The sequence below is a fragment of the Burkholderia sp. AU38729 genome, assembly GCF_020419725.1.
In the GTDB taxonomy this organism is placed as follows: domain Bacteria; phylum Pseudomonadota; class Gammaproteobacteria; order Burkholderiales; family Burkholderiaceae; genus Burkholderia.
In genome coordinates this window covers 674,350-698,410 of sequence record NZ_JAIZQO010000001.1, presented here as the reverse complement: position 1 = coordinate 698,410, position 24,061 = coordinate 674,350, and the positions used below count along the sequence as shown (strand labels likewise).

Below are 24,061 nucleotides of genomic sequence, written 5' to 3'. Positions count from 1 at the left end.
CCCTCTCACTCACAGGAGCAAGCAACATGAAACGACTCGAAGGCAAAGTGGCGCTGATCACGGGCGGTGCCCGCGGCCAGGGCGAAGCGGAAGCGCGCCGGTTCGTCGCCGAAGGCGCACGCGTGGTGATCGCCGACGTGCTGGACGAAGCCGGCCAGCGCGTCGCGGCCGAACTCGGCGACGCCGCACGTTTCCAGCATCTCGACGTGACCCGCGAAGCCGACTGGCAGGCGGCCGTCGATGCGACGCTCGCGCAGTTCGGCCGCCTCGACATCCTCGTGAACAACGCGGCGGTCCTGAAGCTCGTGCCGATCGAAGCATGCTCGCTCGACGACTATCGCAAGGTGATCGACGTGAACCAGGTCGGCTGCTGGCTCGGCATGAAGTCGGCGCTGGGCGCGCTGAAGGCGGCGGGTGGCGGCTCGATCGTCAATGTATCGTCGACGGCCGGGATGGAAGGCGTCGCGGGCGGCAGCGCCTACGTATCGAGCAAGTTCGCGGTGCGCGGAATGACGAAGGCCGCCGCGCTCGAATTCGGCCGCTACGGCATTCGCGTGAACTCGGTACACCCAGGTGGCATCGATACGGTGATGGCGCGCCCGCCCGAGTTCGCGGATTTCGATCCGTCGTCGATCTACAGCGGCCTGCCGATCGCGCGCATCGGCAAGCCCGATGAAGTGGCCAATCTCGTGCTGTTCCTCGCGTCCGACGAATCCGCGTATTGCACCGGGTCGGAATTCATCGTCGACGGCGGAATGCTCGCCGGCAGTTCATTCCACTGAACCGAATCCACGTCGACACGCGCCCGCCAATCCGGCGGGCGCTTTCGTTTGTGCAGCGCTGCGTGGAGCGTACAGCCGCCCCCTCTGGCAATCACACGCCCGAAAACGACAATGCCGCCGGCGGCTGTCCCGCGCGGCGGCATCGTCATGGGCGGCGCTACACACCACGCGCCGCGCTTACCCCCTCGGCTGGATCGCCGGTGCGCCATTGCCGCGCGCCGCCTGCCTGCCGCCGCCACGCACGAAGCGTCGCCCGCGTGGACCGTACACGCCATCCGGTTCCGGATACAACATCAGCAGCACGAAATACAGCACGCCGCCCACCACCAGCGACACCGGCACGCTCAGATCGAGCCCGCCCGCGAGGTTGCCGAGCGGCCCGACGAACTGCCCCGGCAGGTTCACGAACGACAACCCGACGAACGCGGCCGGCAGCCACGCGCCCATCGCGCGCACGTTCCAGCCGTGCGTGAACCAGTAGTGGCCGCCGCGCAGCCCGCGGTTGAACACCTGCAGGTCGTCCGCGAGATAGTAGCCGCGCCGCGTCACGTAGCCGATCACCATGATCGCCATCCATGGGCAGCTGAACGTATCGATCAGCGTCGAGAACGTCGCGACGCTTTCGACGAGGTTGAACCAGAAGCGGCCGACGAAGATGAACGCGATCGCGATCGTGCCGATCAGCAGCGTCGCACGCACGCGGTTCAGCAGGCGCGGGAACATGCTCGACACGTCGAGGCCGGTGCCGTACAGCGCGGTCGTGCCGGTCGACATCCCGCCGATGATCGCGATCAGGCACATCGGCAGCAGGAACCAGCGCGGCGAGATCGCGAGCAGCCCGCCGACGTAGTCGTTCGACGCGATGAACGCGGGCGCCTTCGTCGCGATGATCGTCGCGGTCGCGAGGCCGAAGAAGAACGGTACGAAGGTCGCGATCTGCGCGGCGAACACGGCGCCCATCACGCGATGCTTCGGTGTGCGCTGCGGGATGTAACGCGCCCAGTCGCCGAGCGTCGACGCGAACGACACCGGGTTGCTGAGCGCCACCAGCACCGCGCCGACGAACGCGGCCCAGAAGCCCGCGCTGCCCTGCTGCACCGTGCCGGCATAGCTCACGTCGAACAGGCCGGCGAACGCGAACAGGCCCGCGACGAACAGCACGCTCGCGGCCCACACGGCGATCTTGTTGACCCACAGCATGAAGCGGAAGCCGTAGATACAGACGATCAGCACGAGCACCGCGAACACCATGTACGCCGCGCCGAGCGTGAAGCCGTTGACCGGCACGCCGACCATGTTGTGCGCGCCGCCGACGAGCGCGTCGCCCGAGCTCCACACCGCGAGCGAGAAGAACGCGATCGACGTGAGCAGCGCGAGGAACGAGCCGACGATCCGGCCGTGGATGCCGAAATGCGCGCCGGACGACACCGGGTCGCTCGTCCCGTTGCGCGGGCCGAACAGGCTCATCGGCGCGAGGATGCAGGTGCCGGCGAGCACGCCGAGCACGATCGCGCAGACCCCCGCCTTGAACGACAGCCCGACCAGCACGGGAAAACTGCCGAGCACCGACGTGGAAAAGGTATTGCAGCCGCCAAACAACAACCTGAACAGATCGATCGGCCGCGCGTAGCGCGATGCATCGGGAATGCGCTCGAAACCGAACGACTCGACCTGCGTAATCCTGCCTTCACTCATTTGTCTCCTACTCCTCTGGTGCGTCTGTACCGCCCGGGACTGCGGCGATACGACACATCGTCATCAATTCGCGGCCACTCTAAACCGGATCGCGCGGCGCAAATATCACGCATTCGAGACGTTTACGACGAAGGAGAACAATGTTTCCCGGCAGGCCGGCGGGCGGCGCCCGCGCCATCCGTCCGGCGCGGGCAATGCGAGGTCAGTGCGCGCCCTCCTCCGCCGGCGCGCGGCAGGCGATCAGGCCCCGCTGAACGGCTTGCCGCGCCTCGATGCCGGCGAGCCAGCGCTCGACGTGCGGGTAGTCGGCCAGATCGAGATCGAGTTCGGGCGCCGCGCGCAGCCACGGAAACGCGGCGATGTCGGCGATCGAGTACCGCGGCGACGCGAGATACGCCGATTCCGCCAAGCGGCCATTCACGACCCCATAGAGACGCCGCGCCTCGTTCCGGTAGCGCTCGAGCGCTTGCGCATTGACCGTCTTCGATGCATGCAGGAACCACCAGAGCTGGCCGAGCATCGGCCCGATTCCGCCGATCTGGAAGTGCAGCCACTGCTGGACGGCCGTGCGCTCGGCCAGCGTGTCGGGATGCAGAACGCCCGTTTTCGCGGCGAGATAGCTGAGGATCGCGCCGGATTCGAACACGGTCAGCCCGGCGTCGTGGTCGACGATGGCCGGGATCTTGCCGTTCGGGTTGATCGCGAGAAACGCCGGGCTGCGCTGCTCGCCGGCGGAAAGATTCACGTGCACGCGGTCGTAGGCGAGGCCGGCCTCTTCCAGGTAAATGGCGACCTTGTGCCCGTTCGGCGTGTTGGCCGTATAAAACGTGAGGGGATGCGTCGAGATCATGGTGGTCCTTGTCTTCCGGTTATCGTTGCAACTACAATCGTTGCAATTGCAATCCTATGCCGGAACCGATAGCCCCGGCGACATGCCAGTACTCGAAGGAGGGACATGCAGACTGCGCGATCCGGTCCGCCCGTGCGGACACCCGACACCCGCCGCGCCGCGGCGGCCTGCCTCGACAGGCTGATCACGCAGCGGCTCGCGCCGCGTGGCCATGCGGTGTCGCCGCTCGGCGCGATGCGCGCCGCCGCCGATTGCCTCGAACGCGATGCGGCGACATCGGAACGCGTCTGGGTCGTACGAGCCGATGCGCGGGCGCCGTCTGCGGACGCGGACGCACATCGCCGCATCAGTGCGTGGCCGCTACGGTTTCTCGATGCACGCAAGCGGTTCGAGAAGCCGCTGCTGTACCTGCTGCATGCGCGCGCGACCGACCGGCTGCGGCTGGCGTCGGTCGAAACCATCGATCGCGGGATCTTCGTCAACGATGCCGAAACGGTCGCGTCGTCCTGGCCGAAAGGCGTGACGCCCGATGTCCCGCACTGGCTCGCCGCTAACCCCGCGTGCACGCCATACGATCCGTCGTCGGGACATGAGGCGATCGCGATCCTGCGCCACGCGCTGCGCACGCTCTATGTCGCCGGCCAACCGGGATTCTGTTACCTCGCGAGCCACGACGACCTCGTACCCGATGCGAAGCCGCTGTCGGCCACCGCGGCCCGCGATGCGTTCAGCGGCATGGTGCGGGCCGGCCGGCGTACGGCGGCCGGCGCGGCTGCACATATCCGGCTGTGCGGCGCGGGCAGCACGCTCGCACAGGTGCGGGAGGCGGCCGACCTGCTGCACGACGAATGGCGCATCGATTCGACGATCTGGAGCTGCCCGAGCTACACGCAACTCGCCCGCGACGGTCATGCAGCCGACCGGTGGAACCTGCTGCATCCGCACGACGAACCGCGGATCGCGCATGTGCGCCGATGCCTCGGCGACAGCCGCACGCCGGTGCTTGCGATGACAGGCTATGCGCGGCACGTCGCCGCGCAGATCGGCGCGTTCGTCCCGGCCCGCTTCGCGGCGCTCGGCGCGGACCTGGCCGGCCCGGGCCCCGGCACACGCGCGCCGAATGCCCGCTGGATCGCCGCGGTCGCGCTTCGGCTGCTGGCCGACGACGGCCGCGTGCCGGCCGCCTGGGCCGCGCAGGCGATGCGCCGCTGTGCGAGCGGCTGACGTGCGGGCCGGCCGCCGCTACTTCGCGTCGGCGCCCGCGTCGCGCGCCGCGGCGGTCGCACGGTCGAGCGCGGCGGCCATCGCCGCCTGCTCCTTGCCGCCGAACTGGTCGAGGAAGAGCTCCGACACCGTCGACTGGTACACCTTCCACATCTTCTTGCGCAGCGTCCGCCCCTTGTCGGTGATGCTCGCATAGGCGGCACGGCCGTCGTCCGCCGAACGGGCGCGCGTGACGAGCCCCTCCTGTTCGAGCCGGTCGACGAGCCGCGTGAGGTTGTAGCGCTCGATCGCGAGCACGTCGGCCAGCTCGTGCATGCGGCGCGTGCCGTCGGGCCCGCTTTCGAGCCCCCACAGCGCGTCGTACCACGCATAGGCCGGCAGGCCGGCCGCCGCAAGGCGGCGCTCGATCTCGCGAATCATCGTCCGGTGTGCGCGGACGAACGAGAACCACAGATCGGGTTCGGGTGCGCTCATGTCAGGTCGTTCCTCTCGTTGAATTGCAGTTGCAATTAAATTTTACCTCGATAACAATTGCCCTCATACGATTGCAATTGCAACCATCTGCCCGCCGATCGGCGGGCGTTCCGTCGCGCGACGCGGCGCCACGACCGTCGCCCCGCGCAGCCTTATGCTTCTGGAGACACTGCATGACCGCACCTCTCACGCTACCCGACATCGACCCGCAGGAAACCCGCGAATGGCTCGATGCGCTCGAATCCGTGATCGCGCTCGAAGGCCGCCCGCGCGCGCACTACCTGCTCGACCGGCTTTCCGATCTCGACGCGGCACGCCACGGCGACCTGCACGGCCGCGTGACGACCGCGTACGTGAACACGGTGCCGCGTGAACGGCAGCCGGCCTACCCGGGCGATCTCGCGCTCGAACGGCGCCTGAACGCGATGATCCGCTGGAACGCGATGGTGATGGTGTTGCGCGCCGGCCGGCTTTCGAACGTCGGCGGGCACATCGCGACCTACCAGTCGGCCGCGGTGCTGTACGACGTCGGCTTCGATCACTTCTTCCGCGGCCGCACCGACACCTTCGACGGCGACATGGTCTACATCCAGGGCCATTCGGCGCCCGGCATCTATGGCCGCGCGTACCTGGAAGGCCGCATCACGGACGCGCAACTCGACAACTTCCGCCGCGAGACCGGCCGCGAAGCGGGACGCGACGGGCTGTCGTCGTATCCGCATCCGCGGCTGATGCCGGATTTCTGGCAGTTCCCCACCGTGTCGATGGGACTCGGGCCGCTCACGGCCGCGTATCAGGCGCGCTTCATGCGCTACCTCGAATATCGCGGGCTGAAAGCGCATCAGGGCCGCAAGGTCTGGGCCTTCCTCGGCGACGGTGAAATGGATCAGCCGGAATCGCTCGCCGCGATCTCGCTCGCCGGGCGCGAACGGCTCGACAACCTGATCTTCGTCGTGAACTGCAACCTGCAGCGCCTTGACGGCCCCGTGCGCGGCAACGGCAAGGTCATCCAGGAACTCGAAGGCACGTTCCGCGCGGCGGGCTGGAACGTCATCAAGGTGATCTGGGGCGCCGGGTGGGATCGCCTGCTCGAACGCGACACGACGGGCCTGCTGCGCCAGCGCATGATGGAATGCGTCGACGGCGACTACCAGACCTTCAAGTCGCAGAGCGGCGCGTACGTGCGCGAGCATTTCTTCGGCAAGTATCCGGAACTGCTTGAGCTCGTCGCGGACCTGTCCGACGACGACATCTGGAAACTGGCACGCGGCGGCCACGATCCGGAAAAGGTGCATGCGGCCTATGCGCGGGCGATGCGCGCGGACGGACGGCCGACCGTCGTGCTCGCGAAGACGGTCAAGGGCTTCGGGATGGGCGAAGCCGGCGAAGGCCAGAACGTGAACCACCAGTTGAAGAAGATGAGCGCGGACGCCGTACGCGCGTTTCGCGACCGCTTCGCGCTGCCGGTCAGCGATGCGCAGCTCGACGAACTGCCCTACCTGAAGCCGGAGCCGGGCAGCGCCGAGGCACGCTACTTCGCCGAACGCCGTGCCGCACTCGGCGGCCACGTGCCGGCCCGCTTCAGCAGCGTGGCGCCGCTGCCGGTGCCGCCGCTCGCCGCGTTCGACGGTCAGCTCAAGGACAGCGGCGAGCGCGGGCTGTCGACCACGATGGCGTTCGTACGCATCCTCGGCACGCTGCTGAAGGATCCGGCACTCGGCAAGCTCGTCGTGCCGATCGTGCCGGACGAGTCGCGCACGTTCGGGATGGAGGGCCTGTTCCGCCAGATCGGCATCCACTCGCATCTCGGCCAGCTCTATACGCCGCAGGACGCTGGCCAGCTCAGCTACTACAAGGAAGCGAAGGACGGGCAGATCCTGCAGGAAGGCATCAACGAATCGGGCGCGATCGCGTCGTGGATCGCGGCCGGCACCGCGTTCAGCAACCACGGCCTGCCGGCGATTCCGTTCTATATCTTCTATTCGATGTTCGGGCTGCAACGCGTCGGCGATCTCGCGTGGGCAGCCGGCGATGCACGTACGCGCGGCTTCCTGCTCGGCGCGACGTCGGGCCGCACGACGCTGATGGGCGAAGGGTTGCAGCACGACGACGGGCACAGCCACGTGCTGTCGTCGGTGATTCCGAACTGCGTGTCGTACGACCCGACCTATGCGTACGAACTCGCGGTGATCGTGCGCGACGGCCTGCGGCGGATGTTCGCGGAACAGGAAGATGTGTACTACTACATCACGCTGCTCAACGAGAACTATCCGCATCCGGCACTGCCGGACGGCGCGGAAGCCGGCATTCTCAAGGGGCTTTACCTGCTGCGCGAAGGCACGTCGCACACGGTCGAAGCGCCGCATGTGCAGTTGATGGGCAGCGGTGCGATCCTGCGCGAAGTGATCGCCGCGAGCGACCTGCTCGCGCAGGACTTCGGCGTGTCGAGCGACGTGTGGAGCGCGACGAGCCTGAACGAGTTGCGCCGCGACGGGCTTGCCGCGGAACGCTGGAACCTGCTGCATCCCGAGCAGGCGCCGCGCGTGCCGTACGTGCAGCAATGCCTCGACGGCCGCACGGGGCCGGTGGTGGTGGCGACCGACTACATGAAGATCGTCGGCGACCAGATCCGCGGGTTCGTCGACGGCCGGCGCTTCGTGTCGCTCGGCACCGACGGCTTCGGCCGCTCGGATACGCGCGACGCGCTGCGCACGTTCTTCGAGGTCGACCGGCACTTCATCGTGATCGCGGCGTTGAAGGCGCTCGCCGACGACGGCGCAATTGCGCGCGCACGCGTCGGCGAAGCCATCCGGCGCTACGGCATCGACATCGACAAGGTCGATCCGGCCAGCGTGTAGTTGCGCGGCGCGCGGCAGGCGGGATGGCCCGGCCTGCCGCGCCGCCGCCCCGTCCGCGCTACTGCGCTGGCTGCCCCGCCTGCGCGAGCGGGCCTTGCTGCGGGCCCTGCCCCGTTCCCGACGGCCAGCCGCCCGCCAGCGCCTTGTACAACGCCACCGTCGACGCCGCGCTGCGCATCTGCCCGTCGGCCGCCGCATCCTGTGCCTGCAGCAGCGTGCGTTGCGCGTCGAGCACTTCGTAGTAGTCGATCGCACCCGCCGAAAACCGCGTCTGCGCCAGTTGCGCGGCACGCGCGCTGTCGGTCGCGGCCTGCACCAGATGGCCCGTCTCGTCACGCGTGCGGGCGGTGCGCAGCAGCGCGTTCTCCGTTTCCTCCAGCGCCCCGAGCACGGTCTGCCGGTACTGCGCGAGCTGGCCGGCCGCTTCCGCATCGCTCGCGGCGATCCGCGCACGCACGCGGCCGACGTCGAGGAACGACCAGTCGATGCCGAGCGCGATCAGGTTCGTGTCGCTGCCCGCGCGGAAGAACCCGTAGCTGCTCGTCGCGCTGCCGAGCAGCCCCGACAGCGTAAAGCGCGGGAACAGGTCGGCCGTCGCGACGCCGACACGTGCGGTCGCCGCGTGCAGCCGTGCCTCGGCGGCCGCGACGTCGGGACGCCGCCGCAGCAGGTCGCCCGGCGTGCCGGGATCGATGTCGGCGGCCAGCGCCGGCAGCGGCACGGGCGTGCCCGCCGACGCGGCGGCCTTCGGGAGATCGAAGCGGCCGATCAGCGCATCCGGCGTCTGTCCGGTCAGCACCGCGAGCCGGTGCTCGTCGACGCCGATCGCCGCTTCGTACACGGCAATCCGCGACGTCGTCGATTCGTATTGCGCGCGCGCCCGCGCCGCATCGAGTTCGGAGCCGCGCCCCGCGCCGACGCGTGCATTGATCAGCGCGAGCGTCTGCTTCTGGTTGTCGGCGTTCTCGCGCGCGATCCGCAGCCGCTCCTGCGAGCCGCGCAGATCGACGTACGTGCTCGCCACCTCGCCGGCGATCGCGACGCGCACCGCGCGCACGTCCGCCGCGCTGGCGGCCGTTTCCGCACGCTGCGACTCGATCGAACGGCGCACGCGGCCGAACAGGTCGAGCTCCCACGCCGCATTGATCCCGACGCTGGACGTCGGCGTATCGCGCTGGCTGCGCGGCGCGCCGAATGCCTGGTCCTTGCTCATCAGCTGATGGCCGATCTGCCCGCTCACGGTGATCGTCGGGTAACGGTCGAACGTCGCCTGCGACAGCAGCGCATTCGATGCGTCGTAGCGCGACACGGCGACCTGCAGGTCCTGGTTCGCCGCGAGCGCCGTGTCGATCAGCTGCGTCAGCGCCGGATCGCCGAAGCCGCGCCAGAACGCGGCATCGGCATCGGCCGACGCATCGGGCGGCATATCCGGCGTCTCCGGCGTCGTACCGGACGACTCCGCCGGATGCGCATCGCGCGCGAACCGCGTGGCCGTGCCCGTGTCGGGCCGCTTGAAATCGGGGCCGACCGCGCACGCGGCGAGCGCCACCGACATCGCGAGCGCGGAAAGACGAAAAGCGGCGCTCATCGGTTTTCTCCTTCGAGGGTGCCGTGGTGTTCGCTCCACACGGCCGGCGTGCCGCCCGCGAGCTTGCGGATCGCCACATAGAACACGGGCGTCAGGAACAGCCCGAACAGCGTGACGCCCAGCATCCCCGCGAACACGGTGATGCCGGTGGCCGCGCGCACTTCGCTGCCCGCGCCGCCGCCGATCAGCAGCGGCACCGAGCCCGCGATGAACGCGACCGACGTCATCACGATCGGGCGCAGCCGCAGCTTGCACGCTTCGAGTGCGGCGTCGATCACGCCCTTGCCCTGGATTTCGAGCTCGCGCGCGAACTCGACGATCAGGATCGCGTTCTTGCACGCCAATCCCATCAGCACGACGAGACCAACCTGCACGAACACGTTGTTGTCGCCGCCCGACAGCCACACGCCGAACAGCGCGGCGCAGATGCACACGGGCACGATCAGGATCACCGCGAGCGGCAGCGTCCAGCTCTCGTACAGCGACGCGAGCACCAGGAACACGAGCATCACCGCGAGCGGGAACACGACGATCGCCGCGTTGCTCTGCGTGACCTGCTGGTAGCTGAGGTCGGTCCATTCGAGCGTGATGCCCGGCGGCAGCACGTCCTTCGCGATCTGCTGCAGCTTCTCGATCGCCTGCGACGACGACATCACCTTCGGATCGGCATCGCCGATCAGGTTCGCGGCCGGATAGCCGTTGTAGCGCACCACCGGGTCGGGCCCGTACGCCGGCGCCACGGTCACCATCGAGCCGATCGGCACCATCTCGCCCTTCGCGTTGCGCGTGCGCAGGTTCGCGATGTCGGCGGCCGTCTGCCGGTGGCCGGCATCGGCCTGCGCCATCACGCGGTACACGCGGCCGAACAGGTTGAAGTCGTTCACGTACATCGAGCCGAGATAGACCTGCAGCGTGCTGAACAGGTCGGTCAGCGCGACACCCTGCGCCTTCGCCTTCAACCGGTCGACCTTCACCTCGAGCTGCGGGATGTTCGCCTGGTACGAGCTGACCGGGTAGCTCATCCCCGGCGTCTTCGCGACCGCGCCCTGGAACGCGGTGAGCGCATTCTGCAAGGCGCCGTAGCCGAGCCCGCCGCGATCCTCCAGATACAGCGAATAGCCCGAGCCGTTGCCGAGGCCCTGGATCGGCGGCGGCATCAGCGCATAGGTGATGCCGCCGCCGATGGCCGCGAAGCGCGCGTTCAGGTCCGCGTTGATCTGCGCGGCGCTGCGGTGGCGCTGGTCGAACGGCTTCAGGATCACGTACGAGTTCGTGATGTTCGGCGTGTTCACGCCCTGCAGCGCATTCAGCCCGGCAAACGCCGGCATCATTTCGACACCGTCGGTGCCGAGCGCGATCTTCGTCATCTGCTCGGTCACCTCGCTGGTGCGGGCGAGCGACGCGCCTTCCGGCAGCTTCGCGCCCGCGAACAGGTACAGCTTGTCCTGCACGGGGATGAAGCCGCCCGGCACCGCGTTGAGCAGCAGCGCGGTGGCCGCGAGCAGCGCCGCATAGACCGCGAACACCACGCCGCGCCGCTTCAGCGTGCGGCCGACGAAGCCGTGATAGCGATCGGAACTGCGGTCGAAGAAACGGTTGAACGGATGGAACAGCCAGCCGAACGCGCGATCGAGCCCGCGCGTGAGCGCATCCTTCGGCGCATCGTGCGGACGCAGCAGCTTCGCGGCGAGCGCGGGCGACAGCGTCAGCGAGTTGATCGCGGAGATCACCGTCGAGATCGCGATCGTCACCGCGAACTGCCGGTAGAACTGGCCCGTGACGCCGGACATGAACGCCATCGGCACGAACACCGCGCACAGCACGAGCGCGATCGCGACGATCGGCCCCGACACCTCGCGCATCGCCTGGTGCGCGGCGTCGCGCGGGCTCAGGCCCTGCGCGATGTTGCGCTCGACGTTCTCGACGACCACGATCGCATCGTCGACGACGATCCCGATCGCCAGTACCAGCCCGAACAGCGTCAGCGTGTTGATCGAATAGCCGAGCAGATAGAGCCACGCGAACGTACCGACCACCGACACGGGCACCGCGACGAGCGGGATGATCGACGCGCGCCACGTCTGCAGGAACAGGATCACGACGAGCACGACCAGCACGACGGCCTCGATCAGCGTGTGCTGCACCGCGCGGATCGATTCGCGCACGAACACCGTCGGATCCCACACGGGCCGGTACGCGACGCCGGGCGGGAAACGCTTCGACAGTTCGTCGAACTTCGCATACACGGCCTTTGCGACCTCGAGCGCGTTCGCGCCCGGCGACAGGAAGATGCCGACCACCGCCGATGGCTTGTCGTTGAAATACGAGCGCAGCGTGTAGTCGCCCGCGCCGAGCTCGATGCGCGCGACGTCGGACAGCTTCACGACCTGCCCGTCGTTGCCGGTGTGCAGCACGATGTCGCCGAACTCCTGCGCGGTGCGCAGCCGGCCGCGCACGTTGATCGACAGCAGGAAGTCGTTCTTCTTCGGTGACGGCTCCGCGCCGAGCTGGCCGGCCGACACCTGCACGTTCTGCTCGCGCACGGCGGCAATCACGTCGCTCGCGGTCAGCCCGCGCGACGCGAGCCGGTTCGGGTCGAGCCAGAGCCGCATCGCATAATCGCCGGAACCGGACAGGCCGACGTCGCCGACACCCGTGAGCCGCGACAGCTCGTCCTTCACGTGCAGCGTCAGGTAGTTGCGCAGGTACAGCGAATCGCGGCTGTTGTCCGGCGAATAGAGGCTCACGTACATCAGCGGCGTGGGCGACTGCTTCTGCGTGGTCACGCCGTACTGGCGCACCTCGTCGGGCAGGCGCGACAGCGCCTGGCTCACGCGGTTCTGCACGCGCACGGCGGCCGTGTCGGGATCGACGCCCTGCAGGAACGTGACGACCACCTGCAGGCTGCCGTCGGAACCGGCGACCGACTTCATGTACATGATGCCTTCGACGCCGTTGATCGCCTCCTCCAGCGGTTCGGCGACCGATTCGGCGATTTCCTTCGGGTTCGCGCCCGGATACGTCGCTCGCACGACGACGCTCGGCGGCACGACTTCCGGGTATTCGCCGGCGGGCAGCATCGGAATCGAGATCAGGCCGATCGCGAAGATGACGATCGACAGCACGACCGCGAAGATCGGCCGGTCGATGAAGAATCGGGAGAAATCCATTGCATGTCTCCCGTTACTGCGCGGCCGGCGGCGCGCCGGCATCGGCGACGGCCTGCGTGCCGTTGCCCGGCCCGTTGCCCGCGCCGTTGCCGGCACCGGCGTCGGCGCGGGCGGGCAGCGTCTTCGGCTTCACCTGCGCGCCCGGATAGTAGATCCGCTGCATGCCGTCGACGACCACGCGGTCGCCCGCCTGGATCCCCTTCTCGATGATCCGCTCGCCCTCCACCCCGCGGCCGATCGTCACGTCGCGGCGCAGCGCCTTGTCGCCCGGCCCGATCACATACACGTACTTGCGGTCCTGGTCGGTGAGCACGGCCTTGTCGTCGACGAGCAGCGCATCCTGGTCGCGGCCGCTGACGAGTTGCACGCGCGCATACAGGCCCGGCGTAAACGTATGGTCCGCATTCGGGAGCCGCACGCGCGCGCGGATCGTGCCGGTTTGCGGATCGAGCCGGTTGTCGAGGAAGTCGACGGTGCCCGCATGCGGGAAGCCCGTCTCGTTCGCGAGGCCCACGCGCACCGGATCGGCACCGATCGCACGATGTTTCGGATCGGCGCGCCGCGCGTTGTAGCGCAGGTAGCTCTGTTCGTCGCAGTCGAAATACACGTAGACGGGGTTCTGCGACACGACGGTCGTCAGCAGCGTGTCGTCCGCGCGCGCCAGGTTGCCGACGGTGGCGACCGCGCGGCCGACGCGGCCCGCGATCGGCGCGCGCACTTCGGTGAAGCCGAGATTGAGCTTCGCATCGGCGACGGCCGCGTCGGCCGCCTGCAGGTCCGCGCGCGCCTGCTCGGCGGTGGCGCGCGCGTTGTCGAGCTCTTCCTGCGACGTCGCGTGCGCATCGATCAGCGTCTGCACGCGCTTGAGCTGCACATTCGCGAGGCTTGCGGCCGCACGGGCCCGCTGCAGCTGCGCATTGGCGCGATCGAGCGCGATCCGGTACGGGCGCGGGTCGATCTCGAACAGCAGCGCGCCCTGCGCGACCACGTCGCCTTCCTTGTAGGCGACACGCTGCAGATAGCCGCTCACGCGCGGCCGCAGTTCGACCGCGTCGACCGCTTCGACGCGTCCGTTGAATTCGTCCGCGAGGCGGATCGTGCGGGGCGCGATGGTGGCGACGCCGACTTCGGGAAGGGATTGAGCCGACGATGCGCCTTTGCCGTCGTGACAGCCCGACAACGCCAGCAGCAGTGCGCAGGCCGCGCCCAAAGGCGACGTCCTGCGTAGGGAAAAGGAGAGCATGATGCCTCGCGACGGGTTAAACTGCCGCGTAGCATAAAAGTTGAAGTTAACTTCAAGTCAAGCTTTCCCGGAGGGGCAACATGGGTATCCAGGAAACACCGCAATGGCCGCTGATGTCGATCCGCGAAGTGGCCGCGCGCAGCGGCGTGCCGGCGTCGACACTACGGTTCTACGAGACGCGCGGGCTTATCAAGTCGCACCGCAACGGCTCGAGCCATCGCCACTATTCGCGCGCGGTGCTGCGATTGATCGCGTTCATCGTGTTCGCGCAGAAGATCGGCTATTCGCTCGACGAGATCGCCGAGCAACTCGTCAGCCTCCCCGAGGACACCGCGCCGAGCAACAAGGACTGGCAGCGGCTGTCGCGCGGCTGGAAGCAGCGCGTCGCGAGCCGGATCGAGGAGTTGCAGCGCCTGTACATCAACCTCGACGAATGCATCGGCTGCGGCTGCCTGTCGCTGAAGCGCTGCAAGCTGACGAACCCGGAGGACCGTGCAGGCCGCAACGGGCCCGGCGCGCGCCGCTGGCTCGGCGACAAGCCGCCCACGGATATCGAGTAACCGGCGGGCCGGACGTGGCGCGCGATGCCGCCGCATCCAGCCACCTGGGTAGATTGCGTCACCCGACCCGCCAGCCGCCGTTCACCGCGATCGTCGCACCGGTGACGAACGACGCACGCGGCCCGGCGAGCCACGCGACCGCGTCCGCGATATCGTCCGGATGCCCGGCGCGGCCGGCCGGCGTCTGTTCGCGGATCGTCGCCGCAATGGCCGGCGCGACGCCGCTTTCGCCGAAGAAGCGCGTGTCGGCGATATAGCCGGGCGCGACCGTATTGACCGTGGCGCCGCGCGGCCCGAGTTCGCGCGCGAGCGCGACGGTGAACCCTTCGACGCCGGCCTTCGCCGCCGCGTACGCCAGGCCACCCGGCAGCAGGCTGCCGGCGCGCGCCGCGATCGAACCGATGTTGACGATCCGCGCGGCACGCTCGGCCAGATGCGGCAGCACAGCCAGGGTCGTCACGAACAGGCTTTTCAGGTTCGCGTCGAGCACGGCGTCCCACACGCGCTCGGCCTCGCCCGCCTCGGTATCCGCACCGACGCGGCCGGTCAGCCCCGCGTTGTTGACCAGCACATCGACGCAAGACCACTGCTCGATGATCGCGGCCACCGCCGCCTCCGCCTCCCGTCTCACGCTCAGGTCGGCGGTCTGCCCGATCGCCGCGCCGCCAAGCCGCGCGACGGCTGCTTCCAGCCGTGCCGCGTCGCGCCCGACGATCGCGACCCGATACCCGTCCTCCACCAGCCGGCGCGCGATTGCGAAACCGATCCCGCTCGACCCGCCCGTGACGATTGCCGTTCGCTGCTGTTCGATCCCTGTCATGACCTGCCCTCCCGAATGTCGACCGTTGATGACAAGGCCATTCTGGGCAGCACAGTGTGATAGGTAAAATACGAATTCGATGATCCACTGATACGCGAAAGGTATCGCATGATCGATCTACGCCAGTTCAGGCAATTCATCGCGGTCGCCGAGACGCTCAGTTTCCGGCGTGCGGCCGAGCGGCTGCACATGGCGCAACCGCCGCTCAGCGCGGCGATCCGCAAGCTCGAGGACGAGCTGGGCGTCGTGCTGTTCGAGCGCGACAACCGCGGCACGGCGCTCACGCCGGCCGGCGATGCGTTCCTGCTCGAAGCACGGCGCGCGCTCGAACAGGCCGAGCGCGCGGTGGCCGTGGCCCGCCGCGCGGGCGCCGGCCTCGGCGGCACGCTACGGTTGCGTTTCGTCGACAGCACGGTCAACGCGCTGCTGCCGCTGATCCTCCGCGCGTTCCAGGAACGCCATCCGGACGTCGACTTCCAGCTCGAGGAAGGCACGACCGCCGAGCAGGTACTCGCGCTGCGCCAGGACCGCACGGACGTCGGCCTCGTCGTGCTGCCGGTGGCCGATGCGGGCGACGTGCGCGTCGAGCCGCTGCTGCGCGACCGGATGGTCGCCGCGCTGCCCGACGGTCACCGGCTCGCACGCCGCCGGCGCATCGCGCTTGCCGAACTGGCGGACGAACCGTGGGTCATGTTTGCCGCGCACCACGGGCCCGGCATGCATGCGCTGATCTCGACGGCATGCGCGCAGGCCGGCTTCGCGCCGCGCGTCGTCCAGCAGCCGCGCCAGATGCAGACGACGGCCGGGCTCGTCGCGGGCGGCATCGGCGTCGCGCTGATGCCGCGCCTGTTCGTGCCGATGCAGCCGCAAGGCATTACGTTCTGCGAACTGAAGGATGCGGGCAGCCCGCTCGCGTACGAGCTGGCGATCGCGTATCGGACGCCCTCGCCGCTCGTCGATGCGTTGCGCGAGACCGCACGAAGCGCGGTGCGCGAACTGGGGCTGGTGCTGGCGACGTGACCGCGCGCGTCACGCGCGCGGCGCTCAGCCGCCGACGACGTTGAATGCAATGTCCACCACGGCCTGCCGGAACGCGTCCTGCCGCGTGGGCAGCGACGTGTACTCCAGCATCATGTGACTGTATGACACGGTCGTGCCGATCGCGCTCGCGATCATGAAGAACAGCACCGCCGGATCGACCGGGCGGATCACACCGGCCTCTACCGCCTCCGACAGCAGCGGGAACATCACGTCGTAATACGGGCGCACGAGCCGCTCCTGCAACCGGTCGAGCCGCCCGCCCTCCTCGGTCGCCGCCGTCGAGAAAAACATGCCCAGGTCGGGCTCGTCGAACTCGTGCTCGACGCACAGCTCGATCGCGCGCCGCACACGCTCGCGATGTGGTAGCGACGACGTGCGCAGCGCGCGCATTGCGTCGAACATCGGCTCGGCCAGCTCGGCGATCTGCTCGACGACCGCCAGCCATAACGTTTCCTTCGTCCCGAAATGGTGCGCGATCAGCGCCGCATCGACGCCCAGCTCGCGCGCGACTTCGCGCACGCTCGTGGCGTCGTAGCCACGCTTCGCGAACGTGCGGCGCGCGGCCCGCAATATCACGTCCGGCCCAACGGACGCCCCGGCCAGCGGCCGCCCTCGCATACGCCGCTTGGCCGGCGCGCGCTCAGTGACTTCAGCCACGTTCTCCTGCTCTCCTTGAATGATTCGAATACCCCTGTTCCGGCCCCGCTCGAGCGACGCCGAACACCGGGTGACCTGCCCCGCTCCGTTGACACGCGAAGCCGGGAAGCGCTAGGATCATACCTTATTCATCACGTGATGATTTATCCATGACAACCCCTACACGCATCGTCATCGTCGGTGGCGGGATCGCCGGGCTGCAGTTGGCCACCCGCCTGGGCGAGCGCCTCGGCCGGTCCGGGCACGCCCAGGTGACCGTCGTCGACCGCAGCCCGACCCACATCTGGAAGCCGATGCTGCACACGATCGCGGCCGGTACGCGCGACGTGCAGCAGCAACAGGTGATCTTCCTCGCCCATGCACGTGATCACGGTTACACGTACCAGCCCGGCGAGCTGACGGGGCTCGATCGCGCGCGCCGCCGCGTGCGGCTCGGCGAGATCCGCTCGCAGGACGGCGAACTCGTGCTCGACGCACGCGAACTCGAATACGACGTGCTGATCCTCGCGCTCGGCAGCCAGGCCAACGATTTCGGCGTGCCGGGCGTGCGCGAGCACTGCTACTTCATCGACAGCCAGAAGCAGGCCGAGACCTTCAACGAAGCGTTGCGGATGCGCGTATTTCGCAGCATCGCGCGCGACGAGCCGTTCCGCGTCGCGATCGTCGGCGCGGGCGCGACCGGCGTGGAACTCGCGGCGGAGCTGAGCCGCTTGCTGGAAGTGGCGCAGGCGTACGGCGACGCGACGGTGCGCGAGCGGCTGCAGCTCACGCTGCTCGAGAGCGGCCCGCGCATCCTCGCCGCGTTTCCGCCGCGGATTTCCGCGTCGGCGCAGCGGCGGCTCGAACAGATCGGCTTCCATGTGCTGACGTCCACCCGCGTCACGTCGGCCGACGCAAACGGCTTTCACTACGGCGACGGTTCGTTCGCGGAAGCGGACCTGATGGTGTGGGCAGCCGGCGTGAAGGCGCCCGATTTCATGCAGGCGCTCGACGGACTCGACACGAATCGCGCGAACCAGATCGTCGTCGGGCCGACGCTGCAGGCCACCGGCGACGAGCACGTGTTCGCGATCGGCGACTGCGCGAGCCTGCTGCCCGACGGCCACGAACGGCCGCTGCCGCCCACCGCGCAAGTCGCGACCCAGCAGGCCGAGCATCTCGCGATGCACCTGCCCGCGTGGCTCGACGGCACGCCGATTCCGCCGTTCGCGTTCCACGATTTCGGCGCGCTCGTGTCGATCAGCGACTACGACGCGTTCGGCACGCTCGGGCAGTTCGGGTTCTTTCGCGGCGGCTTCATCCAGGGGCGTTTCGCGCAGTTCAGCCACCTGATGCTCTACCGGCGGCACCAGCAGGCGCTGCACGGCTTCTCCAAGGCGACCCTGCTGTGGATCGCCGAACGGATCAACGGCTGCGTGCAGCCGCGCATCCGCCTGTCGTGATACCGCACGTGGCGGTGTCGCATAACGTTTCGAGGAAAACCGACATGAACAACCGTTTAGCGCCCTGGCTCATGACCGTTGCCGCGATCAGCAGCTTCGACATGCCGTCCGTCTCGTGGGGGGCGCCGCGGCGGCGCAGCGTCACGCGCGACCGGCTGCCGTCGTGGGACGTGACGAGCAAGCCGTCCATCAGCGTGCTCGAGCGGCCCACGGCCGACACCGTGATGATTTCATGGCGCGACGCCTGCACCGGGCACTACGGTTATCAGAAGTGGCGGCTGTTCACCACGCGCAAGCGCGGCGTGTGCGCGCTGTCGGGGCAGCCGATCGAGATCGGCGACAGCGTCTATGCGCCGCAATTGCTCGGCTCGACGCCGGGCAACGCCGCCGCGATGGTGCTGGCCGCGTGCATCGACGCGGCCCGCCCCGCCGAGGCGGCCTGACAGCCCGGGAGTCGACCCGGGGCCCTGCTTCAGCCAGAGGTGACGCGATCCGTATCGCGAACCGCCTCGTTCATGCGCGCTTCGGCTTCCGCATCCAGCCGCGCCGCATTCGCTTCGGCTTCTGCTTCCGGCATCAGCTCGCCTTCCCATTTCGCGACCACCGCGCTGGCGATCGAGTTGCCCACCGCGTTCGTGGCCGAACGGCCCATGTCGAGGAACGTATCGACGCCCAGAATCAGCAGCAGCCCGGCTTCCGGGATGTTGAACTGGTGCAGCGTCGCGGCGATCACGACGAGCGACGCGCGCGGCACGCCGGCCATGCCTTTCGACGTCAGCATCAGGATCAGCAGCATCGTGACCTGCGTGCCGAGCGACAGGTGAATGCCGTACGCCTGCGCGATGAACAGCGACGCGAACGTGCAGTACATCATCGAGCCGTCGAGATTGAACGAATAGCCCATCGGCATCACGAAGCTCGAGATCTTGCGGCGCACGCCGAAACGGTCGAGCGCATCGAGGATCTTCGGATACGCGGCTTCCGAGCTCGCGGTCGCGAACGACAGCATGAACGCTTCCTTGATCAGCACCAGCAGCTTGAACACGCGGCGGCCGAGGAACAGCAGGCCGGCCGCGACGAGCGTGCCCCACAGCAGGAACAGGCTCAGGTAGAAGTCGCCCATGAACACCGCGAACTTCAGCAGGATCGACAGGCCGTTGATCGCGACGGTCGACGCCATCGCCGCCAGCACCGCGAGCGGCGCGAGCTTCATCACGTAGCCGGTGATCTTCAGCATCACGTGCGCGAGCTGGTCGATCGCCGCGACGAGAATCTTGCCGCGTTCGCCGAGCGACGCGAGCGCCACCCCAAAGAACATCGAGAACACGACGATCTGCAGAATCTCGTTGTTCGCCATCGCCTCGGCGATCGACTTCGGCACCATGTGGCCGACGAAATCCTTCAGCGTGAACTTGGACGTCGCCAGATGCGCGGACGCGCCGATATCCGGCAGCGGCAGCCCGAGGTTCTCGCCCGGGCGCAGCAGATTCGCCATCAGCAGGCCGAGCAGCAGCGAGATCAGCGACGCGGTGATGAACCAGCCGAGCGCCTTCACGAACACGCGGCCCACCGACGACGCGTCGCCCATGTGCGCGATGCCCACGACCAGCGTCGAGAACACCAGCGGGCCGATCACCATCTTGATCAGCCGCAGGAACACGTCGGACACCAGCGAGATGTAGCCGGCGATTTCCGCCGCCGACTGTTTGTCCGGCAGCTGCGTGTAGATCATGTAGCCGATCAGGATGCCGGCCGCCATCGCCAGCAGGATCCAGCCTGCCGCGGACATTCGTTTGTTCATATCGGAATTGGACGCACGGGAAGAAGTTGACGGACGAAAGGCGCGCATTCCTGTGCCGTGCCAGGGTGCGCGCGTGGCGAGCCGGTCGTGCCCGGTGTATCAGGCACGGTCGCCGGCGCTGGTCGGCTCGCGGATCTCCACGAACCGACGTGCTGTCGCCGCAACGGCATTCGCGCGAGGGCGAGCGCCGTTGCGGAGCAGCGATTCAGCATGAAGCGATCAGGTCGGCTCGGGTCAGTAACCGATTGCCGAGCCGGCCGGCCGGCGCGGATCGTTGTAGCCGTAGATGAAGCCGACCCGTACGTTTCCGGACACCGACGAATCGTTCCCGGAACTCTGACGGCTCGCCGCTTCGGTGCCCGGCAGGCCGACCATGATCAGCTCGGCGGCGCCCCACGGCGTCTGTTCGACCATCTTGTAGCCCATGTTGCGCAGGATCGAGAGCGTGTCGGGCGACAGGCCGTAGGTTTCGTAATAGACCTCGTCGGGCAGCCACTGGTGGTGGATGCGCGGCGCGGTGACCGCGTCCTGCGGCGTCATCCCGTAGTCGATCACGTTCAGCACCGTCTGCAGCGTGATCGTGATGATGCGCGAGCCGCCCGGCGAGCCGACCACCATGAACACCTTGCCGTCCTTCTTCACGATGGTCGGCGCCATCGACGACAGCGGACGCTTGCCCGGCGCGATCGAGTTGCGCGTGCCCTGCACGAGACCGAACAGGTTCTGCGCGCCGACCTTCACGGTGAAGTCGTCCATCTCGTCGTTCAGGAAGAAGCCCGTGCCCGGCGCGATGACCACGGCGCCGAAGCGGCCGTTGACCGTGTAAGTCGTCGATACCGCGTTGCCGTCGTGGTCGATGATCGAATAGTGGGTCGTCTCCGGCTTCTCGTGCACGCCGACGCCCGGCTGCACGTCGACCGACGGCGTCGCCGTATCCGAGTGGATGCTCTTGCGGATCTGCGCCGCGTAGTCCTTGCTCGTCAGCTTCGCGACCGGGTTGTCGATGAAGTTCGGGTCGCCGAGCAGCGTGTTGCGATCTTCGTACGCGTGGCGCATCGCTTCGGTCATGTAGTGCACCGCCGCGGCCGAATGGTAGCCAAGCTTGCGCATGTCATACCCTTCGAGGATGTTCAGCGTCTCGCACATCGTCACGCCACCCGAGCTCGGCGGCGGGGCCGACACGAACTCGTAGCCGCGATACGTGCACGTCAGCGGCGCCATGTCCTGCGCACGGTACGACGCGAAATCCGCCGCCGTGATCAGGCCGCCGCCCTTCCTGGCCGCCGCCTCGACGATCTTCGGGATCTCGCCGTGATAGAACGCGTCGGGGCCCTGCTCCGCGATGCGCTCGAGCGTGCGCGCCAGGTCCTTCTGCACCAGGCGATCGCCCGGCTGCAGCGGCGTGCCGTCCGGCCGCAGGAAGATGCGGGCCGCTTCCGGATCCTTCTTGAAGCGGTCGATCGTCGTGTCGAGGATGTCCGTATCGGCACGCGTCAGCACGAAGCCGTCGCGCGCGAGCCGGATCGCCGGCTCCATCACCTGCTTGCGCGTGAGCTTGCCGTACTTGCGCTGCGCGAGATCGAGGCCGGCAACGGTGCCGGGCACGCCCACTGCGCGATAGCCGTACAGGCTGTCGTCAGGAATGACGTTGCCCTTCGCATCGAGATACATGTTCGCGGAAGCCGCGGCCGGCGCGGTTTCGCGGAAATTGATGAAGCGGTCGCGGCCGTCGGCCAGGTGGACGGTCATGAAACCGCCGCCGCCGATGTTGCCGCAGCACGGATTGGTCACGGCCTGCGCGTAGCCGACCGCCACCGCGGCGTCCACCGCGTTACCGCCTTCCTTCAGGATGTCGACGCCGATCTGCGACGCGAAATGCTGCGACGAAACGACCATGCCGTTCTTCGCTTCGACCGCGGGGTCCGATGCGGCGAACGCGCACACGCTCATGGCCGACAACAGGGTGAGTACTACGAGCCGCCTCATGACGGGATCCTCCAGACAAATAAAACCGTGGCATGCCGGAACGCGACGCCGCATCGGGGTGTGTCGACGCGGCAATCGAGCATGTAATAAACAATACATTCCAGCGAGGCCGCGATCATAGCACTCACTTTTTTGCACCAAAACCTAGGGTTATCACTAGACGAAGAACGAATATCAGCCGAATGGATCGTTTCTCAATGTTTGTTTTATTACAATGGTGAATGAGCCGGTCCACCGAGCGATGCGTCCCTCTAATTGCGGGGCGTGCACGGCCCGCCTGACGTCGATCGGCTAACATGCGTGGAGTCGCCGGCAGACACCCGTCTGCCGTTTGTTATTCAGATACGAGAGTTGGAGTGCCCGATGGGGACGAGCATCAGGGCGTTGCTGTTATCCCAGATGGATAGCTTCACGCCGTCGGAACAGAAGGTCGCGCAGGCGTTGCTGGACCGCTACCCGAGTCTCGGGCTCGGGCCGATTGCGAGCTTCGCCAAACAGGCGGAAGTGAGCGATCCGACCGTGTTTCGCTTCGTCGTCCGGATCGGCTTTCCGAATTACTCGTCGTTCCAGCAGGCGCTGTACGGCGAGATCGACACGGCGATGAATTCGCCGCTCGCGCGGATGGATGCGTTCCACTCGGCCGCGGGCATGCGCGACAGTCATTCGGCAATCTTCCAGCGGCTGTCCGAGTCGCTGGCCACCACGATCGAAGGGCTCGATGCGGCTGCGTTCGACGCCGCGGTGGCGCTGCTGGCCAATCCGGATGTGCGTGTCTTCTGCGGTGGCGGGCGTTACACGGCGCCGCTCGCGTCGCTGTTTTCGTTCACCCTCGCCTACGCGCGGCCACATGTTCAGTATATCGAACCGAACGTGAATCTCGCGTCGGTCGCGCTGGCGGACATGGGGGCCGGTGACGTGCTCGTTATTTTCGATTTTCGACGTTATCAACGGGACAGTATTCGGTTCGCTCAGGCCGCGCATCGGCTCGGCACGCGCGTGCTGCTGATCACGGACGAATGGCATTCGCCGATCGGCGAATTTGCGGAGATCGTGCTGCGGATTCGGGGGCAGCCGTTTGCGATGCTTCAGACGAACGTGCCGGCGCTCGCGCTCGCCGAGGCGCTCGTGATCGGCGTGACGAACCAGCTCCCGGAGATGGCAAGGCAGCGGATGGAGAAGATCGAGCATCTCAATTCCGGGGGGAGCGAGCCGGATATCAGTCAGCGGGATTTGCCGGAGTGAGGGCTCATCGCCATTCAGGCATGGGTTTCAGCGTTCGACGCCATCGAATTTGATCAAATCCTGCAACCCATGACATTCTTGAGTTACGCCAACAATCTTCGCGATGTTGCGCTCACGGCACCAGCTCCATGCGGTTGCTCCTCACGACCAGCTTGACGGGGTCCGTCTTCTTCCACTGCGACTTCGGAATCGTCAGTTGCCACTCGGCACCGCCCTGATCACGAAAGAACCCGGCAATACCCACTATTTTCGCGTCATCCTCCATTGGCACGGATAGCCGCACCGTGGCATCAGGCGCAAGCATGACCTCCTTACTGCCGAGCAAATCGGCACTCAGCAACACCCTGTCGTGGTCGATCAGCTCGAAGTAAGCGGCACGCTCGAAAACCTTCGCATCCTTTAACTGGTAGACGCGCATCACAACCGGCAGGGACTCTCCTTGGTCGTTCTGGTTGAGTGCGGAACGGCTCTCGACGACGAGATTCATCTGCTTGACCTTCGCGACGAAAATCGCTCGCGTCACGTCGACAGTCGTCTCCTTCACCGATTGCCACGTGCCGCAGCCGGCCAACAACACTGCCGTCAGCGCAACGGCGCTCGCCAAACGAACGCTTCGCATCATCCGATA

The 24,061-nt window shown here is 67.5% G+C and carries 19 protein-coding genes; 8 read left to right on the top strand and 11 right to left on the bottom strand.

What is annotated here, in order from left to right:
• Positions 1-26: 26 nt before the first annotated feature.
• A complete protein-coding gene (locus LGM56_RS03055; RefSeq protein WP_226202756.1) occupies positions 27-782 on the top strand; it encodes a glucose 1-dehydrogenase in 756 nt (251 codons plus the stop codon).
• A gap of 177 nt (positions 783-959) precedes the next feature.
• Here the strand turns inward: LGM56_RS03055 and LGM56_RS03050 are convergent, their stop codons facing one another.
• Together LGM56_RS03050 and LGM56_RS03045 are read right to left on the bottom strand one after the other, a co-directional pair.
• Positions 960-2,477, bottom strand: coding sequence for a purine-cytosine permease family protein (locus LGM56_RS03050; RefSeq protein WP_226202754.1), 1,518 nt, complete (start codon positions 2,475-2,477; stop codon positions 960-962).
• A 202-nt stretch (positions 2,478-2,679) separates the two neighbouring features.
• Entirely contained in the window at positions 2,680-3,327 is a 648-nt protein-coding gene (locus tag LGM56_RS03045) for a glutathione S-transferase family protein (protein WP_226202752.1), read from the bottom strand.
• A gap of 105 nt (positions 3,328-3,432) precedes the next feature.
• On the opposite strand from LGM56_RS03045, the gene LGM56_RS03040 reads away from it, so the two are divergent.
• Positions 3,433-4,551: a transketolase-like TK C-terminal-containing protein gene (locus tag LGM56_RS03040; protein WP_226202749.1), complete on the top strand. Its 1,119-nt coding sequence runs from the start codon at positions 3,433-3,435 to the stop codon at positions 4,549-4,551.
• Positions 4,552-4,569: 18 nt separating this feature from the next.
• Here the strand turns inward: LGM56_RS03040 and LGM56_RS03035 are convergent, their stop codons facing one another.
• Complete coding sequence (locus LGM56_RS03035) at positions 4,570-5,025, bottom strand: MarR family winged helix-turn-helix transcriptional regulator (protein ID WP_089432930.1); 456 nt, start codon at positions 5,023-5,025, stop codon at positions 4,570-4,572.
• 173 nt (positions 5,026-5,198) lie between these two features.
• On the opposite strand from LGM56_RS03035, the gene aceE reads away from it, so the two are divergent.
• Positions 5,199-7,883, top strand: a complete 2,685-nt coding sequence (gene aceE, locus LGM56_RS03030) for a pyruvate dehydrogenase (acetyl-transferring), homodimeric type (protein ID WP_226202747.1) — start codon at positions 5,199-5,201, stop codon at positions 7,881-7,883.
• A 58-nt stretch (positions 7,884-7,941) separates the two neighbouring features.
• Here aceE and LGM56_RS03025 read toward each other — a convergent pair whose 3' ends face one another.
• The 3 genes from LGM56_RS03025 to LGM56_RS03015 are packed head-to-tail and all read right to left on the bottom strand — an operon-like array spanning position 7,942 to position 13,884.
• A complete protein-coding gene (locus LGM56_RS03025; RefSeq protein WP_226202745.1) occupies positions 7,942-9,471 on the bottom strand; it encodes an efflux transporter outer membrane subunit in 1,530 nt (509 codons plus the stop codon).
• Entirely contained in the window at positions 9,468-12,641 is a 3,174-nt protein-coding gene (locus tag LGM56_RS03020; RefSeq protein WP_226202743.1) for an efflux RND transporter permease subunit, read from the bottom strand. The genes LGM56_RS03025 and LGM56_RS03020 overlap by 4 nt, the downstream gene beginning before the upstream one ends.
• Before the next feature lie 13 nt (positions 12,642-12,654).
• Positions 12,655-13,884 (bottom strand): efflux RND transporter periplasmic adaptor subunit, encoded by a 1,230-nt coding sequence (locus LGM56_RS03015; protein WP_089496608.1) that lies wholly within the window; start codon positions 13,882-13,884, stop codon positions 12,655-12,657.
• Positions 13,885-13,964: 80 nt separating this feature from the next.
• Here LGM56_RS03015 and soxR point away from each other — a divergent pair, with 80 nt between their 5' ends.
• Positions 13,965-14,444 (top strand): redox-sensitive transcriptional activator SoxR, encoded by a 480-nt coding sequence (gene soxR, locus LGM56_RS03010; RefSeq protein ID WP_124585397.1) that lies wholly within the window; start codon positions 13,965-13,967, stop codon positions 14,442-14,444.
• Positions 14,445-14,502: 58 nt separating this feature from the next.
• Here the strand turns inward: soxR and LGM56_RS03005 are convergent, their stop codons facing one another.
• On the bottom strand, positions 14,503-15,264 hold the full coding sequence (locus LGM56_RS03005; protein WP_089496607.1) for an SDR family NAD(P)-dependent oxidoreductase: 762 nt from the start codon (positions 15,262-15,264) through the stop codon (positions 14,503-14,505).
• Positions 15,265-15,372: 108 nt separating this feature from the next.
• Between LGM56_RS03005 and LGM56_RS03000 the strand changes: the two genes are divergently transcribed.
• Positions 15,373-16,284: a LysR family transcriptional regulator gene (locus tag LGM56_RS03000; RefSeq protein WP_226202741.1), complete on the top strand. Its 912-nt coding sequence runs from the start codon at positions 15,373-15,375 to the stop codon at positions 16,282-16,284.
• A 24-nt stretch (positions 16,285-16,308) separates the two neighbouring features.
• On the opposite strand, the gene LGM56_RS02995 is transcribed toward LGM56_RS03000, so the two are convergent.
• Positions 16,309-16,962 carry a TetR/AcrR family transcriptional regulator gene (locus LGM56_RS02995; protein ID WP_089475174.1) on the bottom strand — a complete coding sequence of 218 codons (654 nt, stop codon included), beginning with the start codon at positions 16,960-16,962 and terminating at the stop codon, positions 16,309-16,311.
• A gap of 149 nt (positions 16,963-17,111) precedes the next feature.
• Here LGM56_RS02995 and LGM56_RS02990 point away from each other — a divergent pair, with 149 nt between their 5' ends.
• Both LGM56_RS02990 and LGM56_RS02985 read left to right on the top strand, forming a co-directional pair.
• The gene (locus LGM56_RS02990) at positions 17,112-18,404 is read left to right on the top strand and encodes an NAD(P)/FAD-dependent oxidoreductase (protein ID WP_226202739.1); all 1,293 of its coding nucleotides are present in this window, start codon (positions 17,112-17,114) and stop codon (positions 18,402-18,404) included.
• Between the two features lie 44 nt (positions 18,405-18,448).
• Positions 18,449-18,847, top strand: a complete 399-nt coding sequence (locus tag LGM56_RS02985; RefSeq protein ID WP_226202737.1) for a DUF3331 domain-containing protein — start codon at positions 18,449-18,451, stop codon at positions 18,845-18,847.
• A gap of 29 nt (positions 18,848-18,876) precedes the next feature.
• On the opposite strand, the gene LGM56_RS02980 is transcribed toward LGM56_RS02985, so the two are convergent.
• Together LGM56_RS02980 and ggt are read right to left on the bottom strand one after the other, a co-directional pair.
• Entirely contained in the window at positions 18,877-20,205 is a 1,329-nt protein-coding gene (locus tag LGM56_RS02980) for a dicarboxylate/amino acid:cation symporter (RefSeq protein ID WP_089458535.1), read from the bottom strand.
• Between the two features lie 234 nt (positions 20,206-20,439).
• Complete coding sequence (ggt, locus tag LGM56_RS02975; protein ID WP_226202735.1) at positions 20,440-22,191, bottom strand: gamma-glutamyltransferase; 1,752 nt, start codon at positions 22,189-22,191, stop codon at positions 20,440-20,442.
• Between the two features lie 363 nt (positions 22,192-22,554).
• Here ggt and LGM56_RS02970 point away from each other — a divergent pair, with 363 nt between their 5' ends.
• Entirely contained in the window at positions 22,555-23,433 is an 879-nt protein-coding gene (locus tag LGM56_RS02970; RefSeq protein ID WP_264170795.1) for a MurR/RpiR family transcriptional regulator, read from the top strand.
• 112 nt (positions 23,434-23,545) lie between these two features.
• Here the strand turns inward: LGM56_RS02970 and tssJ are convergent, their stop codons facing one another.
• The gene (tssJ, locus tag LGM56_RS02965) at positions 23,546-24,055 is read right to left on the bottom strand and encodes a type VI secretion system lipoprotein TssJ (protein ID WP_226202731.1); all 510 of its coding nucleotides are present in this window, start codon (positions 24,053-24,055) and stop codon (positions 23,546-23,548) included.
• Positions 24,056-24,061 lie beyond the last annotated feature (6 nt).

Coding starts and splice junctions, on each gene's coding strand:
- LGM56_RS03035 (WP_089432930.1), bottom strand. CDS start 5,025: ATGAGCGCACCCGAACCCGATCTGTGGTTCTCGTTCGTCCGCGCACAC.
- LGM56_RS03055 (WP_226202756.1), top strand. CDS start 27: ATGAAACGACTCGAAGGCAAAGTGGCGCTGATCACGGGCGGTGCCCGC.
- tssJ (WP_226202731.1), bottom strand. CDS start 24,055: ATGATGCGAAGCGTTCGTTTGGCGAGCGCCGTTGCGCTGACGGCAGTG.
- LGM56_RS03045 (WP_226202752.1), bottom strand. CDS start 3,327: ATGATCTCGACGCATCCCCTCACGTTTTATACGGCCAACACGCCGAAC.
- LGM56_RS03020 (WP_226202743.1), bottom strand. CDS start 12,641: ATGGATTTCTCCCGATTCTTCATCGACCGGCCGATCTTCGCGGTCGTG.
- LGM56_RS03040 (WP_226202749.1), top strand. CDS start 3,433: ATGCAGACTGCGCGATCCGGTCCGCCCGTGCGGACACCCGACACCCGC.
- LGM56_RS03005 (WP_089496607.1), bottom strand. CDS start 15,264: ATGACAGGGATCGAACAGCAGCGAACGGCAATCGTCACGGGCGGGTCG.
- LGM56_RS02980 (WP_089458535.1), bottom strand. CDS start 20,205: ATGAACAAACGAATGTCCGCGGCAGGCTGGATCCTGCTGGCGATGGCG.
- LGM56_RS03025 (WP_226202745.1), bottom strand. CDS start 9,471: ATGAGCGCCGCTTTTCGTCTTTCCGCGCTCGCGATGTCGGTGGCGCTC.
- LGM56_RS03000 (WP_226202741.1), top strand. CDS start 15,373: ATGATCGATCTACGCCAGTTCAGGCAATTCATCGCGGTCGCCGAGACG.
- LGM56_RS02990 (WP_226202739.1), top strand. CDS start 17,112: ATGACAACCCCTACACGCATCGTCATCGTCGGTGGCGGGATCGCCGGG.
- aceE (WP_226202747.1), top strand. CDS start 5,199: ATGACCGCACCTCTCACGCTACCCGACATCGACCCGCAGGAAACCCGC.
- LGM56_RS03015 (WP_089496608.1), bottom strand. CDS start 13,884: ATGCTCTCCTTTTCCCTACGCAGGACGTCGCCTTTGGGCGCGGCCTGC.
- LGM56_RS03050 (WP_226202754.1), bottom strand. CDS start 2,477: ATGAGTGAAGGCAGGATTACGCAGGTCGAGTCGTTCGGTTTCGAGCGC.
- ggt (WP_226202735.1), bottom strand. CDS start 22,191: ATGAGGCGGCTCGTAGTACTCACCCTGTTGTCGGCCATGAGCGTGTGC.
- LGM56_RS02970 (WP_264170795.1), top strand. CDS start 22,555: ATGGGGACGAGCATCAGGGCGTTGCTGTTATCCCAGATGGATAGCTTC.
- soxR (WP_124585397.1), top strand. CDS start 13,965: ATGGGTATCCAGGAAACACCGCAATGGCCGCTGATGTCGATCCGCGAA.
- LGM56_RS02985 (WP_226202737.1), top strand. CDS start 18,449: ATGAACAACCGTTTAGCGCCCTGGCTCATGACCGTTGCCGCGATCAGC.